The organism is Streptomyces sp. NPDC058469, assembly GCF_042721125.1.
Taxonomy (GTDB): Bacteria; Actinomycetota; Actinomycetes; order Streptomycetales; family Streptomycetaceae; genus Streptomyces.
This window is the reverse complement of sequence record NZ_JBHXME010000037.1, coordinates 22,386-45,653: the sequence shown is the minus strand read 5'-3', so window position 1 is coordinate 45,653 and position 23,268 is coordinate 22,386. Positions and strand designations below refer to the sequence as shown.

Here is a 23,268-nt window from a genome sequence, read left to right as displayed (position 1 = left end):
ACTCCTCCTTGTTACCTATTGATGGCATTAGCCGGTAACGGCGGTTACTGCATGCTCCCGCATTGGAGGTAACGTCGCAAGCATGAGTGGTCGCAGACATGAGTGAGAGGGTTCCCGCGCCCGGGGACCTGGCCCTGATCGAGGCTCTGGTCAACACGCTGGACATCGAGGTGGGCGCCGACGAACTCGACACGGCGGACGGCCGGACCCGCTTCGGACTCACGGAGGAGGAGGTGCCGCAGGCCCGCGAACTGCGCGAGTCCCTGCGCGCCACCCTGCTCGCCCACGCGGGCCACCCCGCGCACCGCGCGACCACTCCGCTCGGCGAACTGCTGTCGCGGGCCCCGCTGTTGGTCACGGTCGACGCCGATGACGGCTCGGCGCGCCTCGAACCCACCGACGGCGAGCCGCTGCTCTCCCGCGTGGCGGCGGCGATCGCCGGGGCCCTCGTCGCGGGCACCTGGCCCCGCCTCAAGGCCTGCGAGGCCCCGACCTGTCACTGGGCGTACTACGACCGCAGCCCGGCCGGACGGGGCCGCTGGTGCTCGATGGCGGTCTGCGGGTCGCGCGCGAAGATGCGCCGCTACCGCGCCAAGTAGCCCTAACGGAAGGCGACTTGAGCGGTCCCCGCGCTCAGCACAGTCCAGTGGTGCAGAATGCAGCCAGACGCCGGTCCGGCCGACTGAGCCTCGGCCGGACCGGCGTCGTCCGCCCAACCGTCGCCCACCCGTGCGCCATGCCCTTGGACGGCCACCGAGTGAGCTTCGGCTGGACCGGCGCCGTCCGCCCACTCGTGGATGATGCGGCGGGCCGGCTCGCCGACCGTGCCCTCGGTCCGACCGGCGTCGTCTGCCCACCCGTGCGTGATGCCTGGGCAGGCTCACCGACCGTGCCCTCGGCCGGACCGGCGTCGTCTGCCCACCCCTGTGTGATGCGCTGGGCTGGCCCATCGACCGAGCCTCGGCCCGACCGGGCTCGTCCGCCCGACCGTGTGTGCTGCGGCGGGCCGGCCACCGACCGAGCCCCGCCCGGCCGGCGTCATCCGCCCACCCACCCCCTACCCGTGCGTCACGCGGTAGGTCGCCCCATCGCGCGGAACGTCCAGCCCGCCTTGCGCCACAGTGCCGGGTCGAGGGCGTTGCGGCCGTCCAGGACCACGCGGGCGCGTACGGCTTCGCCGAGGGCCGCCGGGTCCAGCTCGCGGAACTCGCGCCACTCCGTCAGGTGCAGGACGACATCGGCGCCCCGTACGGCCTCCACGGCGGTGTCGGCGTAGCCGAGCGTCGGGAAGAGCCGCCGGGCGTTGTCCATGCCCTTCGGGTCGTACACGGTGACCTGGCCGCCCTGGAGGTGGATCTGGCCGGCGACGTTCAGCGCGGGGGAGTCACGGACGTCGTCCGAGTCCGGCTTGAAGGTCGCGCCGAGCACGGCGACCCGCTGGCCCAGGAAGGACCCGCCGCCGAGCGCCTCGCGCGTCATCTCGACCATCTGGCCGCGCCGCCGCATGTTGATGGAGTCGATCTCGCGGAGGAAGGTCAACGCCTGGTCGGCGCCCAGTTCGCCGGCGCGCGCCATGAACGCCCGGATGTCCTTCGGGAGGCAGCCCCCGCCGAAGCCGATCCCGGCCCGCAGGAACTTCTTCCCGATCCGCTCGTCGTGCCCGATCGCCTCGGCCAGCTTCACGACGTCGCCGTCCGCGGCCTCGCAGACCTCGGCCATGGCGTTGATGAAGGAGATCTTCGTGGCGAGGAAGGAGTTCGCGGCCGTCTTCACCAGCTCGGCGGTCGGGAAGTCGGTCACGACGAACGGCGACCCGGCCGCGATCGGCACGGCATACACCTCACGCAGCAGCTTCTCGGCCCGCTCACTCCGTATGCCGACGACGATCCGGTCCGGATGCAGCGTGTCCTCGACGGCGAGCCCCTCGCGCAGGAACTCCGGGTTCCAGGCCAGCTCGGCGTCCTCACCGGCGGGCGCGTGCTCAGCCAGATACGCGGCCAGCCGGTCCGCGGAGCCCACCGGCACGGTGGACTTGCCGACGACGAGGGCGGGGCGGGTGAGGTGCGGGGCGAGCAGCTCGAAGGCCCGGTCGACGTACGACATGTCGCAGGCGTACTCGCCGTGCTTCTGCGGGGTGTTCGTGCACATGAAGTGGACGTCGCCGAACTCCGCGACCTCGGCCCAGTCCATGGTGAAGCGCAGCCGCCCGGTGGAGCCCTCGATCCCGGCGACGTGCTTGCGCAGCAGCTCCTCCAGCCCCGGCTCGTACATCGGGACCTCACCCCGCTGGAGCATCTCGATCTTCTCGGGAACGATGTCCAGCCCCAGCACCTCGTAGCCCAGCTCGGCCATGGCCGCGGCGTGCGTGGCGCCGAGATAGCCGGTGCCGATCACGGTGATCTTGAGGGCCATGAGTGCTCCAGAAAGGGTACGGGGGCGATGCGCGCCCGAGCATAGTCGGACGTCACAGCGGGCAACTTTCCCCCTGTCGCCAAGCTCACGTATCACTCCCGTGGGCAGGCCCCTAAAATTTGGGTTACTTAACGGTAATTAGCACCGTCATCACAGTGTCCTTGGAGCGTGAGAGACCTTGGCCGGATCGGCTGACTTCGACCTGTACCGCCCGTCAGAGGAGCACGACATGCTCCGCGACGCGATCCGCTCACTGGCCGAGGCGAAGATCGCGCCGTACGCCGCAGCGGTGGACGAGGAGTCCCGCTTTCCGCAGGAGGCCCTCGACGCCCTCGTCGCGAACGACCTGCACGCCGTCCACGTACCCGAGGAGTACGGCGGCACGGGCGCGGACGCGCTGGCCACGGTGATCGTGATCGAGGAGGTGGCACGCGTGTGTGCGTCCTCCTCCCTCATCCCCGCGGTGAACAAGCTGGGCTCGCTCCCGGTGATCCTCTCGGGTTCCGAGGATCTGAAGAAGAAGTACATGACCCCGCTCGCCAAGGGCGACGCGATGTTCTCGTACGCCCTCTCCGAGCCGGACGCGGGCTCGGACGCGGCCGGCATGAAGACGAAGGCGGTCCGCGACGGCGACCACTACGTCCTGAACGGCGTGAAGCGCTGGATCACCAACGCGGGCGTCTCCGAGTACTACACGGTGATGGCGGTGACGGATCCCGAGAAGCGCAGCAAGGGCATCAGCGCGTTCGTGGTGGAGAAGTCCGACGAGGGCGTCTCCTTCGGCGCCCCGGAGAAGAAGCTCGGCATCAAGGGCTCCCCGACCCGCGAGGTCTACCTCGACAACGTCCGCATCCCGGCCGACCGCATGATCGGCGCGGAGGGCACGGGCTTCGCCACGGCGATGAAGACCCTGGACCACACCCGCATCACCATCGCGGCCCAGGCCCTCGGCATCGCCCAGGGCGCCATCGACTACGCCAAGGGCTACGTCAAGGAGCGCAAGCAGTTCGGCAAGCCGATCGCCGACTTCCAGGGCATCCAGTTCATGCTCGCCGACATGGCCATGAAGATCGAGGCCGCCCGCGCCCTCACCTACCAGGCCGCGGCGGCGTCGCAGCGAGGCGACAAGAACCTCACCTTCCAGGGCGCCGCGGCCAAGTGCTTCGCCTCGGACGTGGCGATGGAGGTCACGGTCGACGCCGTCCAGCTCCTCGGCGGCTACGGCTACACGCGGGACTATCCGGTCGAGCGGATGATGCGCGACGCCAAGATCACCCAGATCTACGAGGGCACGAACCAGGTCCAGCGCATCGTGATGGCGCGCAACCTGCCGTAGACGTAGTCGTGGACGACGAACAGCATCGAGGGCACCCCTGGTGGGTGCCCTCGCCGTTTCGTCAGGCATGCTGCGGCCCATGACCGACCCGACCCAGGCCTTCGACACCGCCGAACGCACCATGTGGGCCGGCCGCGCCCACGCCTACGCGGCGAGCTTCGCGCGGCTCTGCGCGCACCCCGTGGAGCGGCTGCTGGACGCGGCCGAGGTCGGGACGGGGACGTACGTCCTCGACGTCGGCACCGGGACCGGTACGGCAGCCCTGGCCGCGCTGGCGCGGGGCGCACGGGTGTGTGCCGTGGACGCCGATGCCGGGATGGCGGCGGCCGCGCGGGCGGCGGGTGTGGAGGCACGGGTCGCCGTACTGCCCGAACTGCCCTTTCCCGACGGCGAGTTCGAGGCCGTAGTCGGCAACTTCGTCGTCAACCACGTCGGCCGCCCCCGCGCCGCCCTCGCCGAACTGCGGCGCGTGCTGAAGCCGGGCGGACGGGTCGCGCTGACCCTCTGGGGCGCGCGGAGGGGCGCCGGCCAGGAGTTGTTCGGGCGGGCGTTCGCGGAGGCGGGGGCCGTGATCCCCGCGGATCTGCCGCGGCTCGACCCGGCCGAGGACTTCGTGCGTACGGCGGACGGGTTCGTGGAGCTGCTCCGCGAGGCCGGCTTCACCGATGCCCGGGCCGCCGAGCTGGAGTGGGACCACCGCACCACCGTCGACGAATGGTGGGGCGGACCCGCCGCCGGCGTCGCCACCGCCGGGCTCATCGTCACCTCGCAGGACGAGGGGACGGTCGTACGGATCAGGCGGGAGTACGCGCGGCTGGCCGGTGAATTCGCCGCCGGGGGAGACGAGTTGGCCCTGCCGCACATCGCCTTGGCGGCGTGCGGCAGGGCCGGCTGACTTCCAGTCCCTCGGTCCCTCAGTTGCCGGAGACCGTGACCTTCTGGTCGTTGTTCAGCTCGTTCACCAGGGTCTTGACCTTCGCCTTGTCCCAGACGAGGTTGCCGCCCGTGGAGCCGGAGATCGGCATGTTCATGGAGGTGCCGTCGCCGCCGCTGACGCCCTTCATCGCCCAGAACATGGACCCCAGGTCCCAGAGCGACATGTCCTTGTCGACCGAGAGGGAGTCCAGGCCCGCGCCGAGCGTGGGGTAGAGCTTGAAGGGGTTCATCAGGGTCCCCGGGGTCGCCACCTGGTGGGCGAGGGCCGACAGGAACTTCTGCTGGTTCTTCGTGCGCTGGAGGTCGGACGCGGCGAACGCGTGCCGGGTACGGACGAAGGCCAGCGCCTCCTCGCCGTTCAGCGTCTGCTTGCCCGCCTTGAAGTCGGCGCCCGAGTACGAGTCCTTGAAGCCCTTGTCGATGTCGATCGTGACCCCGCCGACCGCGTCCACGATGTCCGCGAAGCCGTTGAAGCCGATCTCGACGTAGTGGTCGATGTGCAGGCCCATGTTGTACTCGACGGTCCGCACCAGCAGCGTCGGCCCGTCCTCCGCGTACGCCGCGTTGAGCTTCTCCTGCCGGCCCGTGTTCTGGTACGTCTTGCCGGAGCTGGATCCCACGTACGACGGGACCGTGACGTTCGAGTCGCGCGGCAGCGAGATCAGGGTGTCGCCGCTGTCGCCCACGTGCAGAATCATCATCGAGTCCGTGCGCTTGCCCGCGGCGGAGCCGGTGTGCAGCTTCTTCTTCTCGGCGGCGGACAGCCCCTCGCGGCTGTCGGACCCGACGATCAGGTAGTTCGTGCCGCTGCCCGCCTCCGGCCGGTCGATCACCTTCGACAGGTCGACGTCGCGGTTCAGCTTGGAGTCGGCCCAGAAGTAGGTCGCCACGGAGGTCACGACGAGCAGGGTGACCAGGGTGATCGCGGTCCACTTGATACGACGGCGCCAGTTCGGCGGCCGTCGCGGGCCGCGCCCGCCGGGCCCCTCGGGTCCGCCCGGGCCGCCACCGCCGTAGACCTGGCCGGTGTTGTAGCCGTCGTACCCGTTCCCGTTGTCGTAGCCGCCCTGGCCGTAGCCGTTCTGGCCCTCGTCATAGCCCTGGCCGCCCGTGTACGACGGCTGCGGCGGGACTCCGGCGCCGTACGGCGGGGCCTGCGGGCCGCGTCGTACCTGGCGCATCACACGTGCGCTCTCCGGCTGTGCGTTCGCGCTACCGCGTCCGTACTGGTTGCCGCGGTTGTCGCCGGATCCCTCGGGCCAATCGTTCATGGGGCCCAGTGTGCAGGTAGCGGCTGGGTCCTTTACAAGGGTCGTAGGAAAATCAGGGCACTGCTGTTGCGAAGCCAACACAAAGTCCGCAGATGTCGCCCCGGCATAAGGTGAGGACCATGACAGACCTGCCGGGCAAGCCGACGTCCGCCTCCCGGACCACGCTCAGCCACATCATGAACCACAACGACACGAACCTTCTGGGCACGGTGCACGGCGGTGTGATCATGAAGCTGGTCGACGACGCGGCGGGCGCAGTCGCCGGGCGGCACAGCGGCGGACCGGCGGTGACCGCGTCGATGGACGAGATGGCGTTCCTGGAACCGGTCCGCGTCGGCGACCTCGTCCATGTGAAGGCGCAGGTCAACTGGACCGGGCGGACGTCCATGGAGGTCGGCGTGCGGGTCATGGCCGAGCGGTGGAACGAGTCGGACCCGGCGACCCAGGTCGGCTCGGCGTATCTCGTCTTCGCCGCCGTCGACGCCGACGGCAAGCCGCGCGCGGTGCCGCCGGTCTGCCCGGAGACCGAACGCGACGAGCGCCGCTACCAGGAGGCCCAGATCCGCCGCACCCACCGCCTGGCCCGCCGCCGCGCGATCATGGAACTGCGCGAGAAGCGGGCCGCGGAGGGCCTCGACGACTGACGAAGGGGGGACGACCTACCCTCCTGGAAAAAGTGTTACAGAAATCGCCGAAGTGTCACACTTTTTCAGGAACACCCCACCTCGTCCCCGGTCACCACCCCGGACTCGCCCTGCTGCACATCCGTCGCCCGCACCCGCGTGACCTGCTTGAAGTCACTCCCGGCGATCACCTTCAGCACCGGCCCCTGCCCCTTCACCGCCCGCAGCTCGCTCCCCGGCAGCGCCGCCGCGAGCGACTTCGCGGAACGGTCCCAGCGGGGGTCGTAGGCGACGACCGTCCGTCGTACGGCGTGATCGGCCGCGCTCGTCGGCTGGTGCGTCGTGCGGAAGCCGGTCGCCGCCAGTGCCGCGTCCACGCGCTTGCCGAGTCCGCCCGTCGCGGTCCCGTTCTCCACCTGGACCTGGATCTGCTGCGGGGCCACGTCCACCTTCACGGCGTTGGCGCGCGCCGCCTTGTGCACGGCCAGGGGCTTGTCGTCGCGCAGGGCCTGGAAGAGCTTCGCCGCCTTCGCCTGGTCCCATTTCAGGGTGGAGCCGATGCCCTTCACGACGTAGCCCATCTGCCCGATCGGGACCGTGGTGAACTCGGAGGAGGACGGGGAGAAGGTGCGCATCGCCCGGCCGAGGTCGAGTAGTTCGTCGGTGCCGAAGCCCTTGTCCGCGCGGACCGAGCCGAGGACCGCGAGGGTCACGTCACGGAACTTCAGCGGGTTCAGCAGCACCCCGGAGGAGGTGGCCTGGTCGATCAGCGCCGCGAGGAAACGCTGCTGGCGCTTCATCCGGCCGAGGTCGGAGGCGCCGTCGACGTGCCGGGAGCGGACGTACTGCAGGGCCTGCCCGCCCATCAGCGTGTGCGTGCCGGCGGGTAGGTCGAGGCCGGTGTACGAGTCCTTCAAGGGCTCGGCGGTGCAGATCTTCACCCCACCCAGAACGTCGACCGTCTTCATGAAGCTGGTGAAGTCGACCTCCAGGTAGTGGTCGATCTTCACGTGGGTCATGGACTCGACGGTCCGGACGGTGAGGTTGGGGCCGCCCTCCGCGTACGCCGCGTTGATCTTGATGGGGTGCGGGCCGTGGTGCTCGCCGGTGGTCTGGTCGGTGTGCGCGGGCGTCTCGGCGTAGGAGTCGCGCGGGAGGCTGACCACGCTGGCGCGCTCCCGGTCCTCCGAGATGTGCACGATCATGATCGTGTCGGTGCAGTGGCAGGGCGCGCCGCCGAGGTGGTACTTGTGCCGCTCGTCCTCGGTGATCTTGTCGCGGCCGTCGGTGCCGACGAGCAGGACGTTCATGCCGTGGCCCGCGCGCGGGCGGTTCTTCATGTCCTTGAAGGGGTCGACGCGGGTGATGTCCGCGTCGAGGCTGGTGACCACCGCGTGCCCGATCCCGGCGGACGCGAGCACCACCACGGACAGCGTGCTCGCCGCCCGCATGGCCCAGCGCGGCTTCTTCGGCCGTACGGGGGGCCGTGGGCGGCGCTGTGGGGGACGGGCGGCGGGGGAGCGGCGGGGCGGCGTGGGCATGGGGGACACCTCCGCGAGGGCCGTACGTGGGATCTTGAGCACCGTAGGCCGATACGATCTGATACCACCGCAGACGCCCGGGCGGGGCGCGTCCGTGTCCCCCGTTCGCGGTAACGTGAGCCCCCTATGAACGCCAAGCCCGACGTGCGACTCCCCGCCGTTTCTGTGATCATGCCCGTCCTCGACGAGGAGCGGCATCTGCGCGGAGCCGTCCAAGCGATCCTCGCGCAGGAGTACGACGGCGAGATGGAGGTCGTGATCGCCATCGGTCCCTCGACGGACCGTACGGACGAGATCGCGGCCCAGCTCGTACGCGAAACTGCATCTTCTGAAAACAAGCGCGTCCACACGGTCCCGAACCCGACCGGCCGCACGCCCGCCGCCCTCAACGCCGCGATCAAGGCCTCCCGCCATCCGATCGTCGTCCGCGTCGACGGCCACGGCATCCTCTCGCCGAACTACATCGCCACCGCCGTACGCCTCCTGGAGGAGACCGGCGCGCAGAACGTCGGCGGCGTCATGCACGCCGAGGGCGAGAACGCCTGGGAGGACGCGGTCGCCGCCGCGATGACCTCGAAGATCGGCGTGGGCAACGCGGCCTTCCACACGGGCGGCGAGGCAGGCTCCGCCGAGACGGTCTACCTCGGGGTGTTCCGGCGCGAGGCGCTGGAGCAACAGGGCGGCTACAACGAGGAGTTCATCCGCGCCCAGGACTGGGAGCTGAACTTCCGCATCCGCGAGGCGGGCGGCCTGATCTGGTTCTCGCCCGAACTGCGGGTGTCCTACCGCCCGAGGCCGAGCGTGAAGGCGTTGGCCAAGCAGTACAAGGACTACGGCCGCTGGCGGCACGTCGTCGCCCGCTACCACGAGGGCTCCATCAACCTCCGCTACCTCGCCCCGCCGACCGCCGTCTGCGCGATCGCGGCCGGCATCGTGATCGGCGCGGCACTGACCCCCTGGGGCTTCCTGATCCCGGCCGGCTACCTCGCGGCGATCACCCTCGGCTCCCTCCCGGCAGGCAAGGGCCTCCCTCTGAAGGCCCGCCTCCAGATCCCGGTCGCCCTCGCCACCATGCACATGTCCTGGGGCTACGGCTTCCTCACCAGCCCCAAGTCCCTTGCGCGCAGAGTGATCGCGTCCCGCCGACCCGCGGTACTCAGCTCGACCAGCAGCTGAAGTACCGCGAGCCTCCGGCCCGTGAGCCGCTCAGCCCTCCTGGGTCCTCCGCCGCGTCCGCGAGCTGACCCAGGCGACCGTCGAGACCACGGCGACGAGCATCGCCGTGTCCTCGGCCAGGGTCTCCAGCGCGCTCGCGACGGAGTGGCCGAAGGCGACGGCCGTCGCGAAGTGCGCGATCGCGACGGCGAGGAGCCCGAGGGCGAACCGGGTCTCCCCGGCCCGACCTCGCGGCGGTCCGCTCACCAGACGTAGTTCGGGTCGACGTGCATGCACGCCGTCGTGTCCGAGCCGTTGAGGGCGTCCGCCGATGTCGGGGTCGTGTCGTCCTCGGCCGGGGCCTTGTACTTGGTGCCGGTGGTCCAGTCCGCGCCGACGACCAGGGTGACGCCGGAGACGCTGGTGGACTTCTTCACCGCGCTCGTCGGGATGCCGAGGGCCTTGGCGACCCGCTGGGCGTCGCCCTCCAGGTCGGCGCTCGGGTAGCGGACGAGCGTCGTGGCCTCGCTGGGGGTCGTCGAGGAGTCGGCCACCGCCTCCTTGAAGCCCTCGCCGACGAGGAGTTGGGCCACCGAGGTCGCCCGCCCCCGTACCGCGCTCGTCGTGTCGGTCCGGGTGCCGTTCTCCACCTGTACGGCGATCTTGTCGTCGGCGGCGGCCGGATCGGTGGACGCCTTCACCGCCGTGGCCGTCTTCTTCTTGTCCTTGCCGTCCAGCGCGATGTCCTCACGGACCAGCCGGAACAGCTGGTCGGCGTCGGTCGGCTTGGGCACCACCCGGCCGCTGCTGCCCGAGTACTCCCACGGCATCGTCGTCATGGTGATCCGGCTCGTCGGAACCTTCTTCAGTTCCTTGCTCAGGTCGTACAGCTTGGCGACGGTCCCGAGGCCGTTGTCGACCGTGATCGCCTTGGTGGCCGTCTCGGCGAGGCTGCGCAGCTTGGTCGGGTTGCTCAGCGTGGCGTTCTCCCGCAGCTGGCGGACCATCGAGTTCATGTACTGGTGCTGCGCCTTGGTCCGGGCGATGTCGGTGTCGTCCTCGAAGCCGTAGCGCGTGCGCAGCCACTCCAGGGCCTGCTTGCCCTTCACGGCCGTGGTGCCCTTCTTCAGCTTCAGGCCGGAGCCCTTGCCGGAGGAGGTGTGCGAGTAGACGTTGGCGTCCACGCAGACCGGTACCCCGCCGATCGCGTCCGCCATCGACACCACACCCGCGAAGTCGACCATCATGAAGTGGTCGATGTGGATGTCGGTCAGCTTCTCCCAGGTCGCCACCGTGCAGCCGGGTCCGCCGCGGCCCAGCGAGTCGTTCGTGATGACGTCCGTCTCGGCCGCGTACGTCGTGCCGGTGTCCGGGTCCGTGCACTTGGGGATGTCCATCAACGTGTCGCGCGGCATGCTCACGACCGACATGTTGCTGCGGTCCGCCGAGACATGGAGCAGCATCTGGACGTCGGCGCGGGGCGCGGTGTTGAACGTGTCCTTCGCGCCGCCGAGCTTCTGGTTCTCCGCGGAGTCCCGCGCGTCCGAACCGATCAGCAGGATGTTCAGCGGCGTCTGCCCGGCCGCGTTGGCCTTGGACTCGGCCGCCCTGTCCTTCTCGTCCCCGATGTTCAGGGGGTCTTTCTTTATGTTGTGGTTGAGGTGCTGGTAGTACAGATATCCGGCGCCGGCCGTCCCGGTTATGACCACCGCGAGGACGATCGCCGACCAGCGCAACACCCGGCGTCTACGGCCCTTGCGTCTGCCCCCGTCTCCGTCCGACGGTCTCTTCCCGTCCGCCGGCGTGAGCGACATCGTGTCCTCAACCGCCGGCACCTCCCCACGCACGCTCTGAGTCAAGTCCCCACCCCTCCCACACCGCGCCCTGACGCACGGGTCCGCCCCGCGCCCTGTTAGACGCGGAACGGACCCGTGTGGTCACTTACTTGGCGCACTCAACCTTGTCCGCCGTGGACTTCTGGACCCCCTCCGGCGTCGACCCCGCGGTCGAGGTGAGCGGGACGCCGGCTCCCTTGAAGTCCTTGCCCAGGGTCAGCGTCATCGCCGGCAGCCCCTGGGAGTTCTGCACACTCTTGCCCGGCTTCATCGCGGATCCCGAGAGACCCATGATGTCGGCGAGCCTGCGAGCCTGGTCCGCCTGGTCGGGCGCGTACTCAAGTGTCGTCTTCGCGAGCGCCGCCGGAGCGTTGCCCGCGTTCTCGGACTTGAGCACGCCCTCATCATTCTGCAGCCACGTGAGAGTTTCCTGTGCGCTGCCCGCGTCGGCCCCTCCGTTGAGGATCCGCACCCGCACCGCGGAGGCGGCGGACTTGGTGCCCTTGAGCCGGGCGGCCACGGCCGCCTTCTCCTTCGCGGCCTGCTGCTTGACCGCGGTGAAGGACGTGTCGCTCTTGATCAGGGAGAAGACCTGCGGGGCGGTCGTGTTGTTGAGGACGACCGTCACCGGGGTCTTCTCCGCCGGGTTGTCGACGACCGGCACGGTGGTGAAGGTCAGGTTCTTCGGGTTGAGCTTGCCCAGCTCCAGACCCAGGTCCTTCAGCTTGCCGATCGAGTCGAGGTTGTCGTCGACGGTCAGCGCCTTGGTGCCGGCCTCGGCCAGCTTCAGCATCTTCGAGGGGCTGGTGAGCGTGGAGTTGGACTTCAGCTTCCGCATCAGCGCGCTGAGGAACTGCTGCTGGAGCGTGATCCGGCTCAGGTCACCGCCGAAGCCGACCGAGTGCCGGGTCCGCACGAAGGCCAGCGCCTGCTCGCCCGAGAGATTGTGCGTGCCCTTGGACAGCTTCAGGTGCGAGTCCGAGTCGTCGATGTCCTTGGCCAGACACACCTCGACCCCGCCGACCGCGTCGGTCAGCGTCTTCACGGCGTTGAAGTCGGCCACCATGAAGTCGTCGGGCTGGATCCCGGTCAGCTCGGTGACCGTCCGCACGGTGCAACTCGCCGTGCGGCCGTCCTGGCCGAGGCTGGTGTTGAAGCGGACGCTCGTCGTGCCCGGGATGACCTTGGACGTGCCGTCCGACTGGGCCGTCTGGCAGTCCGGGACGTCGGTGATCAGGTCACGGGGGATGCTGAGCGCGGTCGCGTTCGAGCGGTCCTTGGACACGTGCAGCAGGATCGTGGTGTCCGCGTGACCGACGCTGCCGGAGTCGCCGTAGCCCTCGTTGCCCGCGCCGGTGCGCTTGTCGGTGCCGATCACCAGCAGGTTGATGGCCTTGCCCTTGCTGAAGCCACCGGTGCTGGCGCCGTCGTCGGAGACGGCCGTGATGTTGTCGTTGAGGTGCTTGATGTAGAGGTACCCGGCCGCCGAGACGGCGACCAGCACGAAGGCCAGACCGCCGCCGGTCCACATCAGGATCTTCTTGCCCTTGGCCTTCTTCTTCACCGGCCGGCGCCCGCGCCGCCCGGGTGGCTCCTCGGGCGCGCCCCGCCGTCTGCGCGGCGGCGGCACCTCACGCCCGGGGGCCTTCGGGACCGTCTCCCGCTCCGGCGCCACGCTGCGGTTCTGCGCGGTGGCTCTACGGGGCCCCGGCACCGCTGACTGCGGTGTGGAAGGAGTCAGTCGCAGTTCGTATTCACCAGTGTTCGGATTGAGTACCCACTGGTCTGCGGGGTCGATGTCGCCCGCCCGCCCACGGCCTTGCGCGTCCACGGTTTACCGAATCCTCCGTCGGGGCCACGCGGCGCCTTCCCCCTCCAGGCGCTCGGGTCTCGTACAACCGGTGCGCAAGCACACCGGGTCGCTCACACTATCCGTCCAGTTGAGCGGCAAGTGACTGTGGTGACAAATTCCACGTCCCTACAACCGGTCAATCCGTCCTATTTTTCGGAACAGTAGTTCGTCTGCCTGGCGATCGCTTTACCCGCAGGTGTCCTCGGCGGCCGTGTTCCCGCGAAACGTCGGCGCGGGTGTGGCTCCCGAACCCGGCGTCGTATTAAGGGCGTTTGCGGCGGAACCCCGCGGAACTTCCCGCGTCACCGCGACGGTCGCGTCCGCCCTAAGCCGGGCGAACAGCTTTTCGGCCTCGGGCTCCACAAGCTGGTCGCGATTCGCGTTGTAGACGTACGACTCCCGCGGAACGGTGAGGAATTGCACATGTTCGGTGGGGATGTTCCGCAATCCGCGCACGAGTTCGTACAGACCACGCAGATTCGCCAGTTCCGGATCGGTGGTCAGCGACGAGGTGGCCGCGTCCAGCACGGGATACAGCTTCACCGGATTGAACAGCACGTCGTCACTCCGCACCTTGTTGACGAGCGCCCCCAGGAACCCCTGCTGACGGTCCATCCGGTCGGTGTCGCTGCCGTTCCCGAGCGACTTCCGGGCCCGCACATACCCGAGCGCCTGCTCCCCGTCGAGCGTGACGCGCCCCGCGGGCAGCCTCAACTTGGCGGCCTTGTCGCGGATGGGAGCTCTGAGACAGACCTGCACCCCGTCCACAGCGTCGACCATGTCCTTGAACCCATGGAAATCCACCACCATGTGATGGTCGATCCGTACGTTCGTCAGCTTCTCCACGGTCCGGATCGTGCACCCCGAACCCCCCACCTGGAACGCGTAGTTGAACATCGCGAACATCGGCTCGCTCCGTGTCCCGTCCGGCCGCAGACACCCCGGTACGTCCACCATCAGGTCCCGCGGCAACGACACGGCGGTGGCACTGCGCCGGTCGGCCGCCAGATGCAACAGGATCGTCGTGTCCGACCGCTCGGTCCCCGAGTCCCGCCCGTACTCCGCGTTCCCGTCCCCCGACCGCGAGTCGGACCCGATCAGCAGAATGTTCTGCGCCCCCTTCACCAGCGCGGTCGGCCGCTCCTTGTCGTACCGGGCGAGTTCGGCGGCGGCGGCGTTGTCCGGCGTGATGTTCGAGTCGAGCTTGGCGTAGACGCCCCATCCGACCCCGGCGGCCCCTACGACGATCACGGCGACCCCGGCCCCGACCCACCGCACCCACCGCCGACGCCGCCGACGTACGAGCCCGACCCCGGACGCGGAAGCCCCCGCACCCGGCCCGAGAACGCCTCCCACGGTGTCGTCGAACACGTGCGGTTCCACCCCTCATGGCCGAGTACGAGCGCGTGGTTCTGCTCCTACGACCATGGCGCGGATGGGGTGGGGAGGCGGGGGTTAGCGACCCATTCGGGTGACTGTGATGCCTCCAGGGGCGCGGGGCTGTATCGATGTGCGGCTCCGCCGCGTGGGCGCGACCAGCCCCCACCGGGCCCGCACCCGCCATACGAGCGTCCGCACCCCCTTCAGAGGCGCGAAACAGTCACCCGCTCACTCTCAACCCGCTTGGCCAACGATTCCTCGCTCAATTCCGCCACATTCCGACACAGGACCACGGACCCCCCGGAGGCAAGCGGCGCATACAACCCCGCGCTCAACCCCTCCCACGTGTCGTACGACAGCCCCGACAACACCCGAGCCCCCGCATCTCCGCCGGCCCGAGCCCGCTCCACAACCTGCACCCCGGTCAACTCCGCCCCACCCACGACCAGCGCAGGCTCCTCGGGATCCACCGGCGAGAACGCCACGAACCGATCCCCCTGACTCGGCACCTCAACGGCATAGTCGGCAAACCCGGCCGGAGTCTGCGGAAACCGCCCCCCGAGCGGCCGCAAGGCAAGAGCAACCCGCTCCCCGCCACAGGCACGCGCCGCCTCCAACGACTCCGGCCCACTCACGACCACATCGGCCCGTGCGGGGTCACCCCCGACATCCGCGACCACCCCCACGGACGAACACGCCAGCAACCACACCGCCGTCTGCCAGTGCGCCGGCAACAACACCGCGACCCGATCACCGGGCCCCGCACCGAGATCCCCCTGAAGCAGATTCGCGGTCTTGGCCACCCAATTGGCGAAGGTGGCCACGGACAATTCGACACGTTCACCCGTGGCATCGTCGTAGAAGGTCACCAGGGGGCGGCCGGGATCCGCGGCGAGCGCGGAACGCAGCAGGTCGGCAGGGGTGCGATCGGTGGCGTTCACCCGCGCAAGCGTACGCGGGCGCCCGCCGCCGCACGCCCCCGCGTCCGGCGCCGGACCACCGGTTCGGACGAACGGCAGCCGACGGTCCGTCAATTCCCGGATGGGCGGATATGTATGGCTATGTTCAGAATCAGGGGCATGCGTGGATTCCTTGCTTCCTCGATCGGCGTCACCTGCGCGGCCGCACTGGCCCTCCCGCTCACCCTGCCCGCGTCCGCGGCACCGGCGGCGCTGCCGGCGAGCGGCGCGAGAACCGCGTCGGCGGCCGCCGCACCGGACCTCCCCGGCAGCACCCAGTCGCTGCCCCTCACCCCCCGTACCCGCGACCGCACCCTGGGCGCGGCCCCCGAACAGGGCCTCACCCGCGACGACGTACACCGGTTCTCCCTTGTCGGCGTCACCTGGGCCGACCCCGACACCGAACTGCACGGCCAGGTCCAGGTCCGCACCCGGGCCACCGGCACCGGTAAGTGGTCCGGCTGGCAGGACATCGACACCCACAACGAGGACCACGGCGCCGACCCCGGCACCGCCGAACGCACCTCCGGCCACGTCCACGGCTCCACGGCCCCGCTGTGGGTGGGCGACTCGGACGGAGTGGACGTACGCATGAGAGCGACCGCGGAGAACAGGCGGGTCGCGGAAGCCGTGGAAGCGCAGCAGTCCCAACTCCCGGCCGGCCTGCACCTGGAACTCGTGGACCCAGGCGCGGAACCCTCAACCTCCGGCGCCCGCGCGGCCACGGACCGCGCCGCCGTACCCCTCACCGCCGAGACGGCCGCGGCGTCGGCGACCAACACCGACCTGGTCCCGCTGGGCGCCGCCGAGATCCCGGCACTGAGCAAGCAGGCCACCGAACGCGAACTGCCGACCCTGCGCGGCAGCGGGCCGGTGCGGGCCAAGCCGTACATCGGGCCGCGGCCGCGCATCGTCACCCGGCGCGGCTGGGGTGCCGACGAGAAGCTGCGGGAGAAGGGGTTCGTGTACACGAAGAAGGTCAAGGCGGCCTTCGTGCACCACACCGCCACCGGCAACAACTACCGCTGCTCGCAAGCGCCTTCAGTCATTCGCGGTATCTACCGCTACCACGTCAGGAGCAGTGGCTGGCGTGACATCGGCTACAACTTCCTCGTCGACAAGTGCGGGACCATCTACGAGGGCCGCGCCGGGGGAGTCGCGAAGGCGGTCATGGGCGCCCACACCCTCGGTTTCAACACCAACAGCATGGGGATCGCGGTCCTCGGAACCTTCGGCAGCGCCAAACCGTCCTCGGCGGCAGTGACCGCCATCGCCAAGCTCACCGCATGGAAGCTCGGCCTCTACGGGGTCAATCCGCGCGGCAAGACATACCTGAAGTCCGCTGGTGGCAATCTCTACCGAAAGGGAAAGAACGTACGACTCAATGTGATCTCCGGCCATCGGGACGGGTTCGCCACGGACTGCCCAGGACGGCAGCTCTACGGCAAGCTCGGCTCGGCCCGCTCCACGTCGGCCCGGTACCAGGGCCGCTGACCGGGGCGGACCGACAGGGGGGCCGGGGAAGGGTCTGCGGTCTGCATACACTGGCCGGCCGAAAAAACAGTTCGGCCGGTCCCGGCAGGAAGCAGAGACGACAGGTGACAGAAGCGATCCTCCTGGTCGGCGGCAAGGGCACCCGGTTGCGCCCGCTCACGGTGCACACCCCGAAGCCGATGGTCAGGGCGGCGGGGGTGCCGTTCCTCACGCATCAGCTGGCGAGAGCGAGAGCGGCGGGCGTGGACCACATCGTCCTGGCCACTTCCTATCTGGCGGAGGTGTTCGAACCGCACTTCGGTGACGGTTCGTCCCTCGGCCTCCACATCGAGTACGTCACGGAGGACGAGCCCCTCGGCACGGGCGGCGCGATCCGCAACGTGGCCTCGCGCCTCCACTCGGGTCCCGACGACCCGGTCCTGATCTTCAACGGCGACATCCTGACGGGCCTGGACATCAGGGCCCTGGTCCACACCCACGAGACAACGGGCGCGGACGTCTCCCTCCACCTCACCAAGGTGACGGACCCCCGCGCCTACGGCCTCGTCCCTACCGACGAGACGGGCCGAGTCCTGGCCTTCCTGGAGAAACCACAGACCCCCGAGGAGATCGTCACCGACCAGATCAACGCGGGCGCGTACGTCTTCCGCCGCTCGATCATCGACACGATCCCGGCGGGCCGCCCGGTCTCGGTGGAACGCGAAACGTTCCCGGACCTGCTGGCTGCGGGAGCCCACCTCCAGGGCCTGGTGGACTCGACATACTGGCTGGACCTAGGCACGCCGGCCGCCTTCGTCCGAGGCTCGGCGGACCTGGTCCTGGGCCGAGCCCCGTCCCCCGCGATCCCCGGCCGCTGCGGCGACCGCCTGGTCCTTCCTACGGCGCGAGTGGCCCCCGACGCCAAGTTGACGGGCGGCACGGTGGTGGGCGAGGGCGCGTTCGTGGCGGAGGGCGCGAGGGTCTTCGGTTCGACGATCCTGCCGGGCGCGGTCATCGAACCGGGCGCCGTCATCACCGACTCCCTCATCGGCACCCGAGCCCGAGTGGGCGAACGCTCCGTCCTCACCGGCACAGTCATCGGAGACGGCGCGATCATCGGCGCGGACAATGAACTCCGCGACGGCATGCGGGTGTGGTGCGATGCGCGGATTCCGGCGGGGGCGGTTCGGTTTTCTTCGGATCAGTAAGGTCGGATCACTAAGGGGGGACAGGGCGATGGGGGTGGGCGACCGTTGGCCCACCTCTGAGCCCACCGAGTCGGTCAGAGGCCGACGTCTAGGTCTACCGAGTCGAGCGCCGGTGCACCTCCCGGCCTACCGAGTCAGTCGACGGTCCACTTCTGAGCCCACAGAGTCGGGTAGTGGGTGGGCATAGGCCTGGGGGTCTGGGGGCGGAGACCCCAGGGACGGCGAGCGGAACCCCGGCAACCTCACAGCTTTCCGATGTCACCCCGCGGCATCTTCGGCGCCCGCCTATCCGGCGTACGTCCGCTCAGCAGAATCAACCGAGCCGCCCGATGCCGCTGCCCCGCGTACGGCTCCAGCAACGACAACATCACCGAGTCATCCGCGTCCCGGTCCCCGGCCAACGCCCACCCCACGATCCCCGGCAGATGCAGATCCCCCACGGTCACCGCATCCGCCGCCCCATGACTCCGCTGCACAGTCTCCGCGGACGTCCACACCCCCACCCCCGGCACAACCTCCAGCCGAGCCCGCGCATCCTCCGCGGACATCGCCACCGCCTGCTCCAGCCGCGCAGCAACCCGTACGGCACGCAGAATCGTAGAAGCCCGCTTGTCGTCGACCCCGGCCCGATGCCACTCCCACGACGGAATCAACGCCCACGCACGCGGCGCCGGCATCACCCACATCCGCCCGCCCACAGGCCCAGGCGCCGGCACCCCGAACTTCCGCACCAACAACCGCCAGGCCCGATACGCCTCGTCGGTCGTCACCTTCTGCTCCAACACCGACGGAATCAACGACTCCAGCACCAGCCCGGTCCGCGTCAACCGCAACCCAGGCCGCCGATGCTGAGCCACCGCCAGAAGCCGATGCCGAGGCACAAACGCCTCAGGATCATCAGCGGCGCCAAGCAGGTCAGGCAACCGCTCCAACAACCACTCAGCCCCCGGCCCCCAGGCCTCCCCGCGCACCTCACCCCCGTGAGCGGACACCCGCAAGGTCCCCGGCCCGACAGGCGTGAGACTGGCCCGCCACACGGACCCGTCAGCCGTAGCGCGAAACGTGGGATCCCCGGGCCCCCGCCGCAACGGCCCGAGCACCAGCCCGAGATCAAGCGTCCCGTCCGGCACCCAGCTCCGCACCCGTCCCGCTGCCTGCGAAGCCTGCCGAGGCACACCCCCGGGCACGACGACATCCCCGCCCCGCACAGTCGTACGAGTGGGCCGAGGAGAAAAACGTCCGGCCACAGTGAGATTCCAGGGTGATGTGAGAGGCCTGAAGAGTGTCACGAGCCTAGGCGGTAGCGCCCCTCAGGGGCGCGGGGCTGTGCCAATGTGCGGCTCTGCCGCGCGGACGCGCCCAGCCACAAACGACCCGCACCCGCGAACCGGTACAGCCCCGACGGCGATTCAGCGCACCTCGACAAACGCCTCCGCATCCCTCTCAGCTCGCGCGGCCGGTTCCCCCGCCGCATGCCCCACAGCAACCGCCCCCATCGGATCCCACCCCACCGGCAGCCCCAACACCCCCCGCACGACATCCCGGCAGAACATCGTCGACGACACCCACGCCGACCCCAGCCGCTCCCCGGCAAGGGCCACCAGGAAGTTCTGAACGCCGGCCCCCGCGGCCACCACGAACATCTCCCGCTCGGCCGCGTCCCGCCGCGCGTCCCCGTACGTGTGCGACCCGTCCATGACGAGACACGGCACCACGAGATACGGCGCCCCACGCAACACGTCCCCGCGCCGCACCCGCTTCGCGACGGACTCCTCCGACTTGCCGTCCCGCCGTAGATCCGCGATCCACGCGTCCCGCATCGCGTCCAGCAGCGAAGTCCGGGACTCGGGGGACTCCAGCAGCACGAACCGCCACGGCGTCGTGTGATGCGGCGCCGGCGCGGTCACGGCCGCGGCCACGGCCCGTCGTACGGCACCGGGATCGACCGCCTCGTCCGTGAAGGCCCGCACAGTACGACGCTGGGTCACCGCCTCCCGTACCGCCTCCGACGTCCCCAGCCGGAACATGTCGTCGCGCCCGCCCCGCACCATGGCCCGCGCCCCCACTCCGTAGTCCCCGGTCACCACATGCGGCAGCCCGCGCACGACGGCGACGGGCAGCCCGGCGGCCTTTCCCTTGACGAGATCACCGGCGGCGGCCAGTTCGTCGGCCGTCGCCACGACCGTCGCGCTGAGCGGATTGCCGTACGCGTCCGTGCCTCCGCGCAGATCGTCCAGTACGCGCACCCCGGCGGCGCCGATCGCGACGTCCGTGAGCCCCGTGCGCCACGGTCGTCCGAAGGTGTCGGTGACGAGGACGCCGACGTTGACGCCGAGCGCGTCCCGCAGCCCGTCGCGGATCGCGCGCGCGGACGCGTCCGAGTCCTCGGGCAGCAACAGCACGGTCCCGGCAGGGGTGTTGGAGGCGTCTACACCGGCGGCGGCCATGATCAGCCCCTGCCGGTTCTCCACGATCCGCAGGGCTCCGCGCCGCGCCACGACCCGTACGGTCTCGGCGTCGATCGCGGCCTCCCGGTCGGTCGCCTCGACGATCCGCCCCTCCGCCTTGGACACGATCTTCGAGGTGACCAGCAGGACGTCCCCGTCGACGAGCCCGGGCTCGGCCGCGGCGATCAGCTTGGCCAGATCGTCTCCGGCCGCCACCTCGGGCATCCCGGGCACGGCCCAGACCCGGTAACCCTCCACCGGTGCCACTCCGCTCATACCGCCCGCACCTCCTCCGCCAACGCCAGCGCCTCCCGCGCCATCCGCGCGGTCGCCTCGGTGTCGGTCATCATCAGCGGTACGGCCCGGCAGCGGATGCCGGCCGCCTCGACATCCGGTACGGCGGCGGCGTCCACGGTGTCGACGAGCCAGCCGTCGAGCAGCCCCGAGCCGTAGTGCTCGGCCACCGCCGTGGCCGTGGACTCCACGCCCACCGCCGCGAGCACCTTGTCGGCCATCCCGCGCACGGGCGCGTCCCCGACGATGGGGGAGAGGCCGACCACGGGCACCCCGGCCTCGGCGATCGCCTCACGGATGCCGGGCACGGCGAGGATGGTGCCGACGGAGACGACCGGGTTGGACGGCGGGAAGAGGATGACGTCCGCCTCCGCGATCGCCTCCAGGACCCCGGGCGCGGGCTTGGCCTGCTCGGCCCCGACCGGCACGACCGCCTCGGCGGCCACCGACGCGCGCAGCCGTACCCAGTACTCCTGGAAGTGGATCACCTTGCGCTCGCCGTCCACCTCGACGGCGACATGCGTCTCGACGCGGTCGTCCGTCATGGGGATCAGCCGCACCCCCGGCTGCCACCGGTCGCACAGCGCCTCGGTGACCGCGCTCAGCGGAAACCCGGCGCCGATCATCTGCGTCCGCACGATGTGCGTCGCGAAGTCCCGGTCGCCGAGCCCGAACCACTCGGGCCCGACCCCGTACGCCCCGAGCTCCTCCTTGAGGTGGAAGGTCTCGTCGGCCCGACCCCAGCCCTGTTCCTCGTTGATGCCGCCGCCGAGCGTGTACATCACCGTGTCGAGGTCCGGGCAGACCTTCAGCCCGAAGAGGTGGATGTCGTCCCCCGTGTTGCCGATCACCGTGATGTCCGCGTCCGGCACGGCCTGCTTGAGACCGCGCAGGAACCGGGCACCACCGATACCGCCTGCCAGAACCACAATGCGCATGGGGGCAAGTCTTGCAGGCGGGTCTGACAACGCGGCGGGCAGTCGTCGTATCGCGCGCCCGGCGGTCACCGCATCGCGTCAGGCGGTCACGGCATCGACCGGCTCGGACCCGGTGCGCCGCGCGCAGGCCGTGTGCATCGGCATCTCGGTGAGGCCGGGGAAGTAGACGTGCAGGCTTATGGCCGGTTCGAGGGTGTCGTTGACGACCTCGTGGACGTACCCCGGCGCGAACACCCGCTGCGCGCCCGCCCCCAACGCGCGCGTGCCCCGTTCGGTGCGCTCGGTCAGGGAGCCGTCCAGGACGGTCAGCACACCGGAGGAGCGGCCGTGGTCGTGCAGCCCGCTGCCCTGTCCGGGCACCCAGGACAGCAGCCACACCTCGTAGCCGGGGCCGGTGCGCAGCCGGTGGTACCAGCGGGTCGTCGCGTCGTACTCGACTAGGTGCTCCCACTGAGCGCGGTCGGCCGCGACGGAGCGCGCCAGGCCGACGAACTCGGCCACCGTGGCCGGGTGTTCGCGCGGAGGCTGGAGGAGGTGTGCGACTTCGAGGATGTCGCCGGCGATCTGGAGGTCGCTGTCGCTGTTCATGGGGGTGCGGGAGTTCCTCGGCGTAAGAAGTAACGGCGGGGGCTGGGTGTCACCAGACAGACAAGCAAGTAAGGCCGGAGCGCGTGGGGCTCAACAGCCGGAACAGCAACAACAGCTGCGGCGAGCGTGGGCAGCACCGAGGGACCCGGCGGTGCGGGTTGAGGTGAGTGCCGAGTTCGCGAGCATGCCCACAAGGACAGCGGTTCACACCCGCACTGTCAACTCGACGCCCGGTATGTGGGACATGTTTCACCTCATCCGGTTCATCTCCGAGGTGAAAGGTTTGTTCAGGCGCCTACCGGGACACATGGCGCACAACCGGACGCACAAACCCCAGTGGAACGAGATCGAACTCCTGGGCGTCCTCCCCCGTACAGGCTCCGTCTCGGGGTAGGAGGCGCTCGGGGGGCCTCCTTTGCTTGTCAAGGTTTAGGCCGATTTGAACACTTTCCGCTAGCCCTTGGTTCCGCAGAGTGAATAAGGGGCCCAATAGCAGATCTCGGCTTGACTCGCCCGGAGCAGCACACTTGTAATTTCACTCGTGTCGTTCAGCCGACATCGGTAACGGCCACATCACGGGGACGCGAAAGACGGACGAGGGGCGCACATGACCGAGCTGGTGCAGCAACTGCTGGTCGACGACGCGGACGAGGAACTCGGCTGGCAGGAGCGCGCGCTGTGCGCCCAGACCGACCCCGAGTCCTTCTTCCCCGAGAAGGGCGGCTCCACCCGCGAGGCCAAGAAGGTCTGCCTGGCCTGTGAGGTCCGCTCCGAATGCCTCGAATACGCCCTCGCCAACGACGAACGCTTCGGCATCTGGGGCGGCCTCTCCGAGCGGGAACGCCGCCGGCTCAAGAAGGCCGCCGTCTGAAGCCGGACGGCACACCTCGGGACATACCTCGGGACGTACTGAACGGCCCGTCGCAGCTGGGTTGTCCACAGGCGGCGGGCCGTCGTCATGCCCAGCCGATAGTGTGGGCGCTCGTCCGAGACGTACCGCAGTCCCCTCGGGACACGGGC

General features: G+C 69.8%; 20 protein-coding genes. 8 read left to right on the top strand and 12 right to left on the bottom strand.

The annotated features are described in order from the left end of the window. The first annotated feature begins 98 nt into the window (after positions 1–98). A complete protein-coding gene (locus tag ACFWP5_RS18480; protein ID WP_384157036.1) occupies positions 99–599 on the top strand; it encodes a CGNR zinc finger domain-containing protein in 501 nt (166 codons plus the stop codon). A 469-nt stretch (positions 600–1,068) separates the two neighbouring features. On the opposite strand, the gene ACFWP5_RS18475 is transcribed toward ACFWP5_RS18480, so the two are convergent. Further along, on the bottom strand, positions 1,069–2,412 hold the full coding sequence (locus tag ACFWP5_RS18475) for a UDP-glucose dehydrogenase family protein (RefSeq protein WP_384157033.1): 1,344 nt from the start codon (positions 2,410–2,412) through the stop codon (positions 1,069–1,071). A 178-nt stretch (positions 2,413–2,590) separates the two neighbouring features. On the opposite strand from ACFWP5_RS18475, the gene ACFWP5_RS18470 reads away from it, so the two are divergent. Further along, positions 2,591–3,748 carry an acyl-CoA dehydrogenase gene (locus ACFWP5_RS18470; RefSeq protein WP_384157029.1) on the top strand — a complete coding sequence of 386 codons (1,158 nt, stop codon included), beginning with the start codon at positions 2,591–2,593 and terminating at the stop codon, positions 3,746–3,748. Positions 3,749–3,827: 79 nt separating this feature from the next. Beyond that, positions 3,828–4,643: a class I SAM-dependent methyltransferase gene (locus ACFWP5_RS18465; RefSeq protein WP_384157026.1), complete on the top strand. Its 816-nt coding sequence runs from the start codon at positions 3,828–3,830 to the stop codon at positions 4,641–4,643. A 19-nt stretch (positions 4,644–4,662) separates the two neighbouring features. Here the strand turns inward: ACFWP5_RS18465 and ACFWP5_RS18460 are convergent, their stop codons facing one another. Next, positions 4,663–5,955 (bottom strand): LCP family protein, encoded by a 1,293-nt coding sequence (locus ACFWP5_RS18460; RefSeq protein WP_384157023.1) that lies wholly within the window; start codon positions 5,953–5,955, stop codon positions 4,663–4,665. A gap of 92 nt (positions 5,956–6,047) precedes the next feature. Here ACFWP5_RS18460 and ACFWP5_RS18455 point away from each other — a divergent pair, with 92 nt between their 5' ends. Further along, positions 6,048–6,599 carry an acyl-CoA thioesterase gene (locus tag ACFWP5_RS18455; protein ID WP_384157020.1) on the top strand — a complete coding sequence of 184 codons (552 nt, stop codon included), beginning with the start codon at positions 6,048–6,050 and terminating at the stop codon, positions 6,597–6,599. Positions 6,600–6,664: 65 nt separating this feature from the next. On the opposite strand, the gene ACFWP5_RS18450 is transcribed toward ACFWP5_RS18455, so the two are convergent. Beyond that, positions 6,665–8,119 carry an LCP family protein gene (locus tag ACFWP5_RS18450; RefSeq protein WP_384157017.1) on the bottom strand — a complete coding sequence of 485 codons (1,455 nt, stop codon included), beginning with the start codon at positions 8,117–8,119 and terminating at the stop codon, positions 6,665–6,667. 126 nt (positions 8,120–8,245) lie between these two features. On the opposite strand from ACFWP5_RS18450, the gene ACFWP5_RS18445 reads away from it, so the two are divergent. After that, positions 8,246–9,295: a glycosyltransferase family 2 protein gene (locus ACFWP5_RS18445; RefSeq protein ID WP_384157014.1), complete on the top strand. Its 1,050-nt coding sequence runs from the start codon at positions 8,246–8,248 to the stop codon at positions 9,293–9,295. A gap of 30 nt (positions 9,296–9,325) precedes the next feature. Here ACFWP5_RS18445 and ACFWP5_RS18440 read toward each other — a convergent pair whose 3' ends face one another. From ACFWP5_RS18440 to ACFWP5_RS18420, 5 genes are all read right to left on the bottom strand, one after another. Then, a complete protein-coding gene (locus ACFWP5_RS18440) occupies positions 9,326–9,541 on the bottom strand; it encodes a hypothetical protein (RefSeq protein WP_384157011.1) in 216 nt (71 codons plus the stop codon). Then, positions 9,538–11,088 carry an LCP family protein gene (locus tag ACFWP5_RS18435; protein WP_384157008.1) on the bottom strand — a complete coding sequence of 517 codons (1,551 nt, stop codon included), beginning with the start codon at positions 11,086–11,088 and terminating at the stop codon, positions 9,538–9,540. The genes ACFWP5_RS18440 and ACFWP5_RS18435 overlap by 4 nt, the downstream gene beginning before the upstream one ends. A gap of 127 nt (positions 11,089–11,215) precedes the next feature. Continuing rightward, entirely contained in the window at positions 11,216–12,940 is a 1,725-nt protein-coding gene (locus ACFWP5_RS18430; RefSeq protein ID WP_384157005.1) for an LCP family protein, read from the bottom strand. 207 nt (positions 12,941–13,147) lie between these two features. Then, on the bottom strand, positions 13,148–14,332 hold the full coding sequence (locus tag ACFWP5_RS18425; RefSeq protein ID WP_384157002.1) for an LCP family protein: 1,185 nt from the start codon (positions 14,330–14,332) through the stop codon (positions 13,148–13,150). Between the two features lie 212 nt (positions 14,333–14,544). Next, on the bottom strand, positions 14,545–15,282 hold the full coding sequence (locus tag ACFWP5_RS18420) for a TIGR03089 family protein (protein WP_384156999.1): 738 nt from the start codon (positions 15,280–15,282) through the stop codon (positions 14,545–14,547). A gap of 138 nt (positions 15,283–15,420) precedes the next feature. Here ACFWP5_RS18420 and ACFWP5_RS18415 point away from each other — a divergent pair, with 138 nt between their 5' ends. Continuing rightward, positions 15,421–16,794 carry a peptidoglycan recognition protein gene (locus ACFWP5_RS18415; protein ID WP_384156996.1) on the top strand — a complete coding sequence of 458 codons (1,374 nt, stop codon included), beginning with the start codon at positions 15,421–15,423 and terminating at the stop codon, positions 16,792–16,794. A gap of 104 nt (positions 16,795–16,898) precedes the next feature. After that, positions 16,899–17,981: a sugar phosphate nucleotidyltransferase gene (locus ACFWP5_RS18410; RefSeq protein ID WP_384156993.1), complete on the top strand. Its 1,083-nt coding sequence runs from the start codon at positions 16,899–16,901 to the stop codon at positions 17,979–17,981. A gap of 242 nt (positions 17,982–18,223) precedes the next feature. Here the strand turns inward: ACFWP5_RS18410 and ACFWP5_RS18405 are convergent, their stop codons facing one another. From ACFWP5_RS18405 to ACFWP5_RS18390, 4 genes are all read right to left on the bottom strand, one after another. After that, the gene (locus ACFWP5_RS18405; protein WP_384156990.1) at positions 18,224–19,228 is read right to left on the bottom strand and encodes a DNA-3-methyladenine glycosylase family protein; all 1,005 of its coding nucleotides are present in this window, start codon (positions 19,226–19,228) and stop codon (positions 18,224–18,226) included. A gap of 162 nt (positions 19,229–19,390) precedes the next feature. Further along, positions 19,391–20,704, bottom strand: coding sequence for a coenzyme F420-0:L-glutamate ligase (locus ACFWP5_RS18400; RefSeq protein ID WP_384156987.1), 1,314 nt, complete (start codon positions 20,702–20,704; stop codon positions 19,391–19,393). After that, complete coding sequence (gene cofD, locus ACFWP5_RS18395) at positions 20,701–21,660, bottom strand: 2-phospho-L-lactate transferase (protein ID WP_384156984.1); 960 nt, start codon at positions 21,658–21,660, stop codon at positions 20,701–20,703. The genes ACFWP5_RS18400 and cofD overlap by 4 nt, the downstream gene beginning before the upstream one ends. Positions 21,661–21,738: 78 nt before the next feature. Next, complete coding sequence (locus tag ACFWP5_RS18390; RefSeq protein ID WP_384156981.1) at positions 21,739–22,248, bottom strand: cysteine dioxygenase; 510 nt, start codon at positions 22,246–22,248, stop codon at positions 21,739–21,741. Between the two features lie 607 nt (positions 22,249–22,855). Between ACFWP5_RS18390 and ACFWP5_RS18385 the strand changes: the two genes are divergently transcribed. Further along, the gene (locus ACFWP5_RS18385) at positions 22,856–23,119 is read left to right on the top strand and encodes a WhiB family transcriptional regulator (protein ID WP_003975777.1); all 264 of its coding nucleotides are present in this window, start codon (positions 22,856–22,858) and stop codon (positions 23,117–23,119) included. Positions 23,120–23,268: the final 149 nt, after the last annotated feature.

Excerpts from the sequence above, each read along its gene's own strand:
- ACFWP5_RS18480 (WP_384157036.1), top strand. The coding sequence starts at position 99 with ATGAGTGAGAGGGTTCCCGCGCCCGGGGACCTGGCCCTGATCGAGGCT.
- ACFWP5_RS18475 (WP_384157033.1), bottom strand. The coding sequence starts at position 2,412 with ATGGCCCTCAAGATCACCGTGATCGGCACCGGCTATCTCGGCGCCACG.
- ACFWP5_RS18465 (WP_384157026.1), top strand. The coding sequence starts at position 3,828 with ATGACCGACCCGACCCAGGCCTTCGACACCGCCGAACGCACCATGTGG.
- ACFWP5_RS18460 (WP_384157023.1), bottom strand. The coding sequence starts at position 5,955 with ATGAACGATTGGCCCGAGGGATCCGGCGACAACCGCGGCAACCAGTAC.
- ACFWP5_RS18455 (WP_384157020.1), top strand. The coding sequence starts at position 6,048 with ATGTCGCCCCGGCATAAGGTGAGGACCATGACAGACCTGCCGGGCAAG.
- ACFWP5_RS18450 (WP_384157017.1), bottom strand. The coding sequence starts at position 8,119 with ATGCCCACGCCGCCCCGCCGCTCCCCCGCCGCCCGTCCCCCACAGCGC.
- ACFWP5_RS18445 (WP_384157014.1), top strand. The coding sequence starts at position 8,246 with ATGAACGCCAAGCCCGACGTGCGACTCCCCGCCGTTTCTGTGATCATG.
- ACFWP5_RS18435 (WP_384157008.1), bottom strand. The coding sequence starts at position 11,088 with ATGTCGCTCACGCCGGCGGACGGGAAGAGACCGTCGGACGGAGACGGG.
- ACFWP5_RS18415 (WP_384156996.1), top strand. The coding sequence starts at position 15,421 with ATGCGTGGATTCCTTGCTTCCTCGATCGGCGTCACCTGCGCGGCCGCA.
- ACFWP5_RS18400 (WP_384156987.1), bottom strand. The coding sequence starts at position 20,704 with ATGAGCGGAGTGGCACCGGTGGAGGGTTACCGGGTCTGGGCCGTGCCC.
- cofD (WP_384156984.1), bottom strand. The coding sequence starts at position 21,660 with ATGCGCATTGTGGTTCTGGCAGGCGGTATCGGTGGTGCCCGGTTCCTG.
- ACFWP5_RS18390 (WP_384156981.1), bottom strand. The coding sequence starts at position 22,248 with ATGAACAGCGACAGCGACCTCCAGATCGCCGGCGACATCCTCGAAGTC.
- ACFWP5_RS18385 (WP_003975777.1), top strand. The coding sequence starts at position 22,856 with ATGACCGAGCTGGTGCAGCAACTGCTGGTCGACGACGCGGACGAGGAA.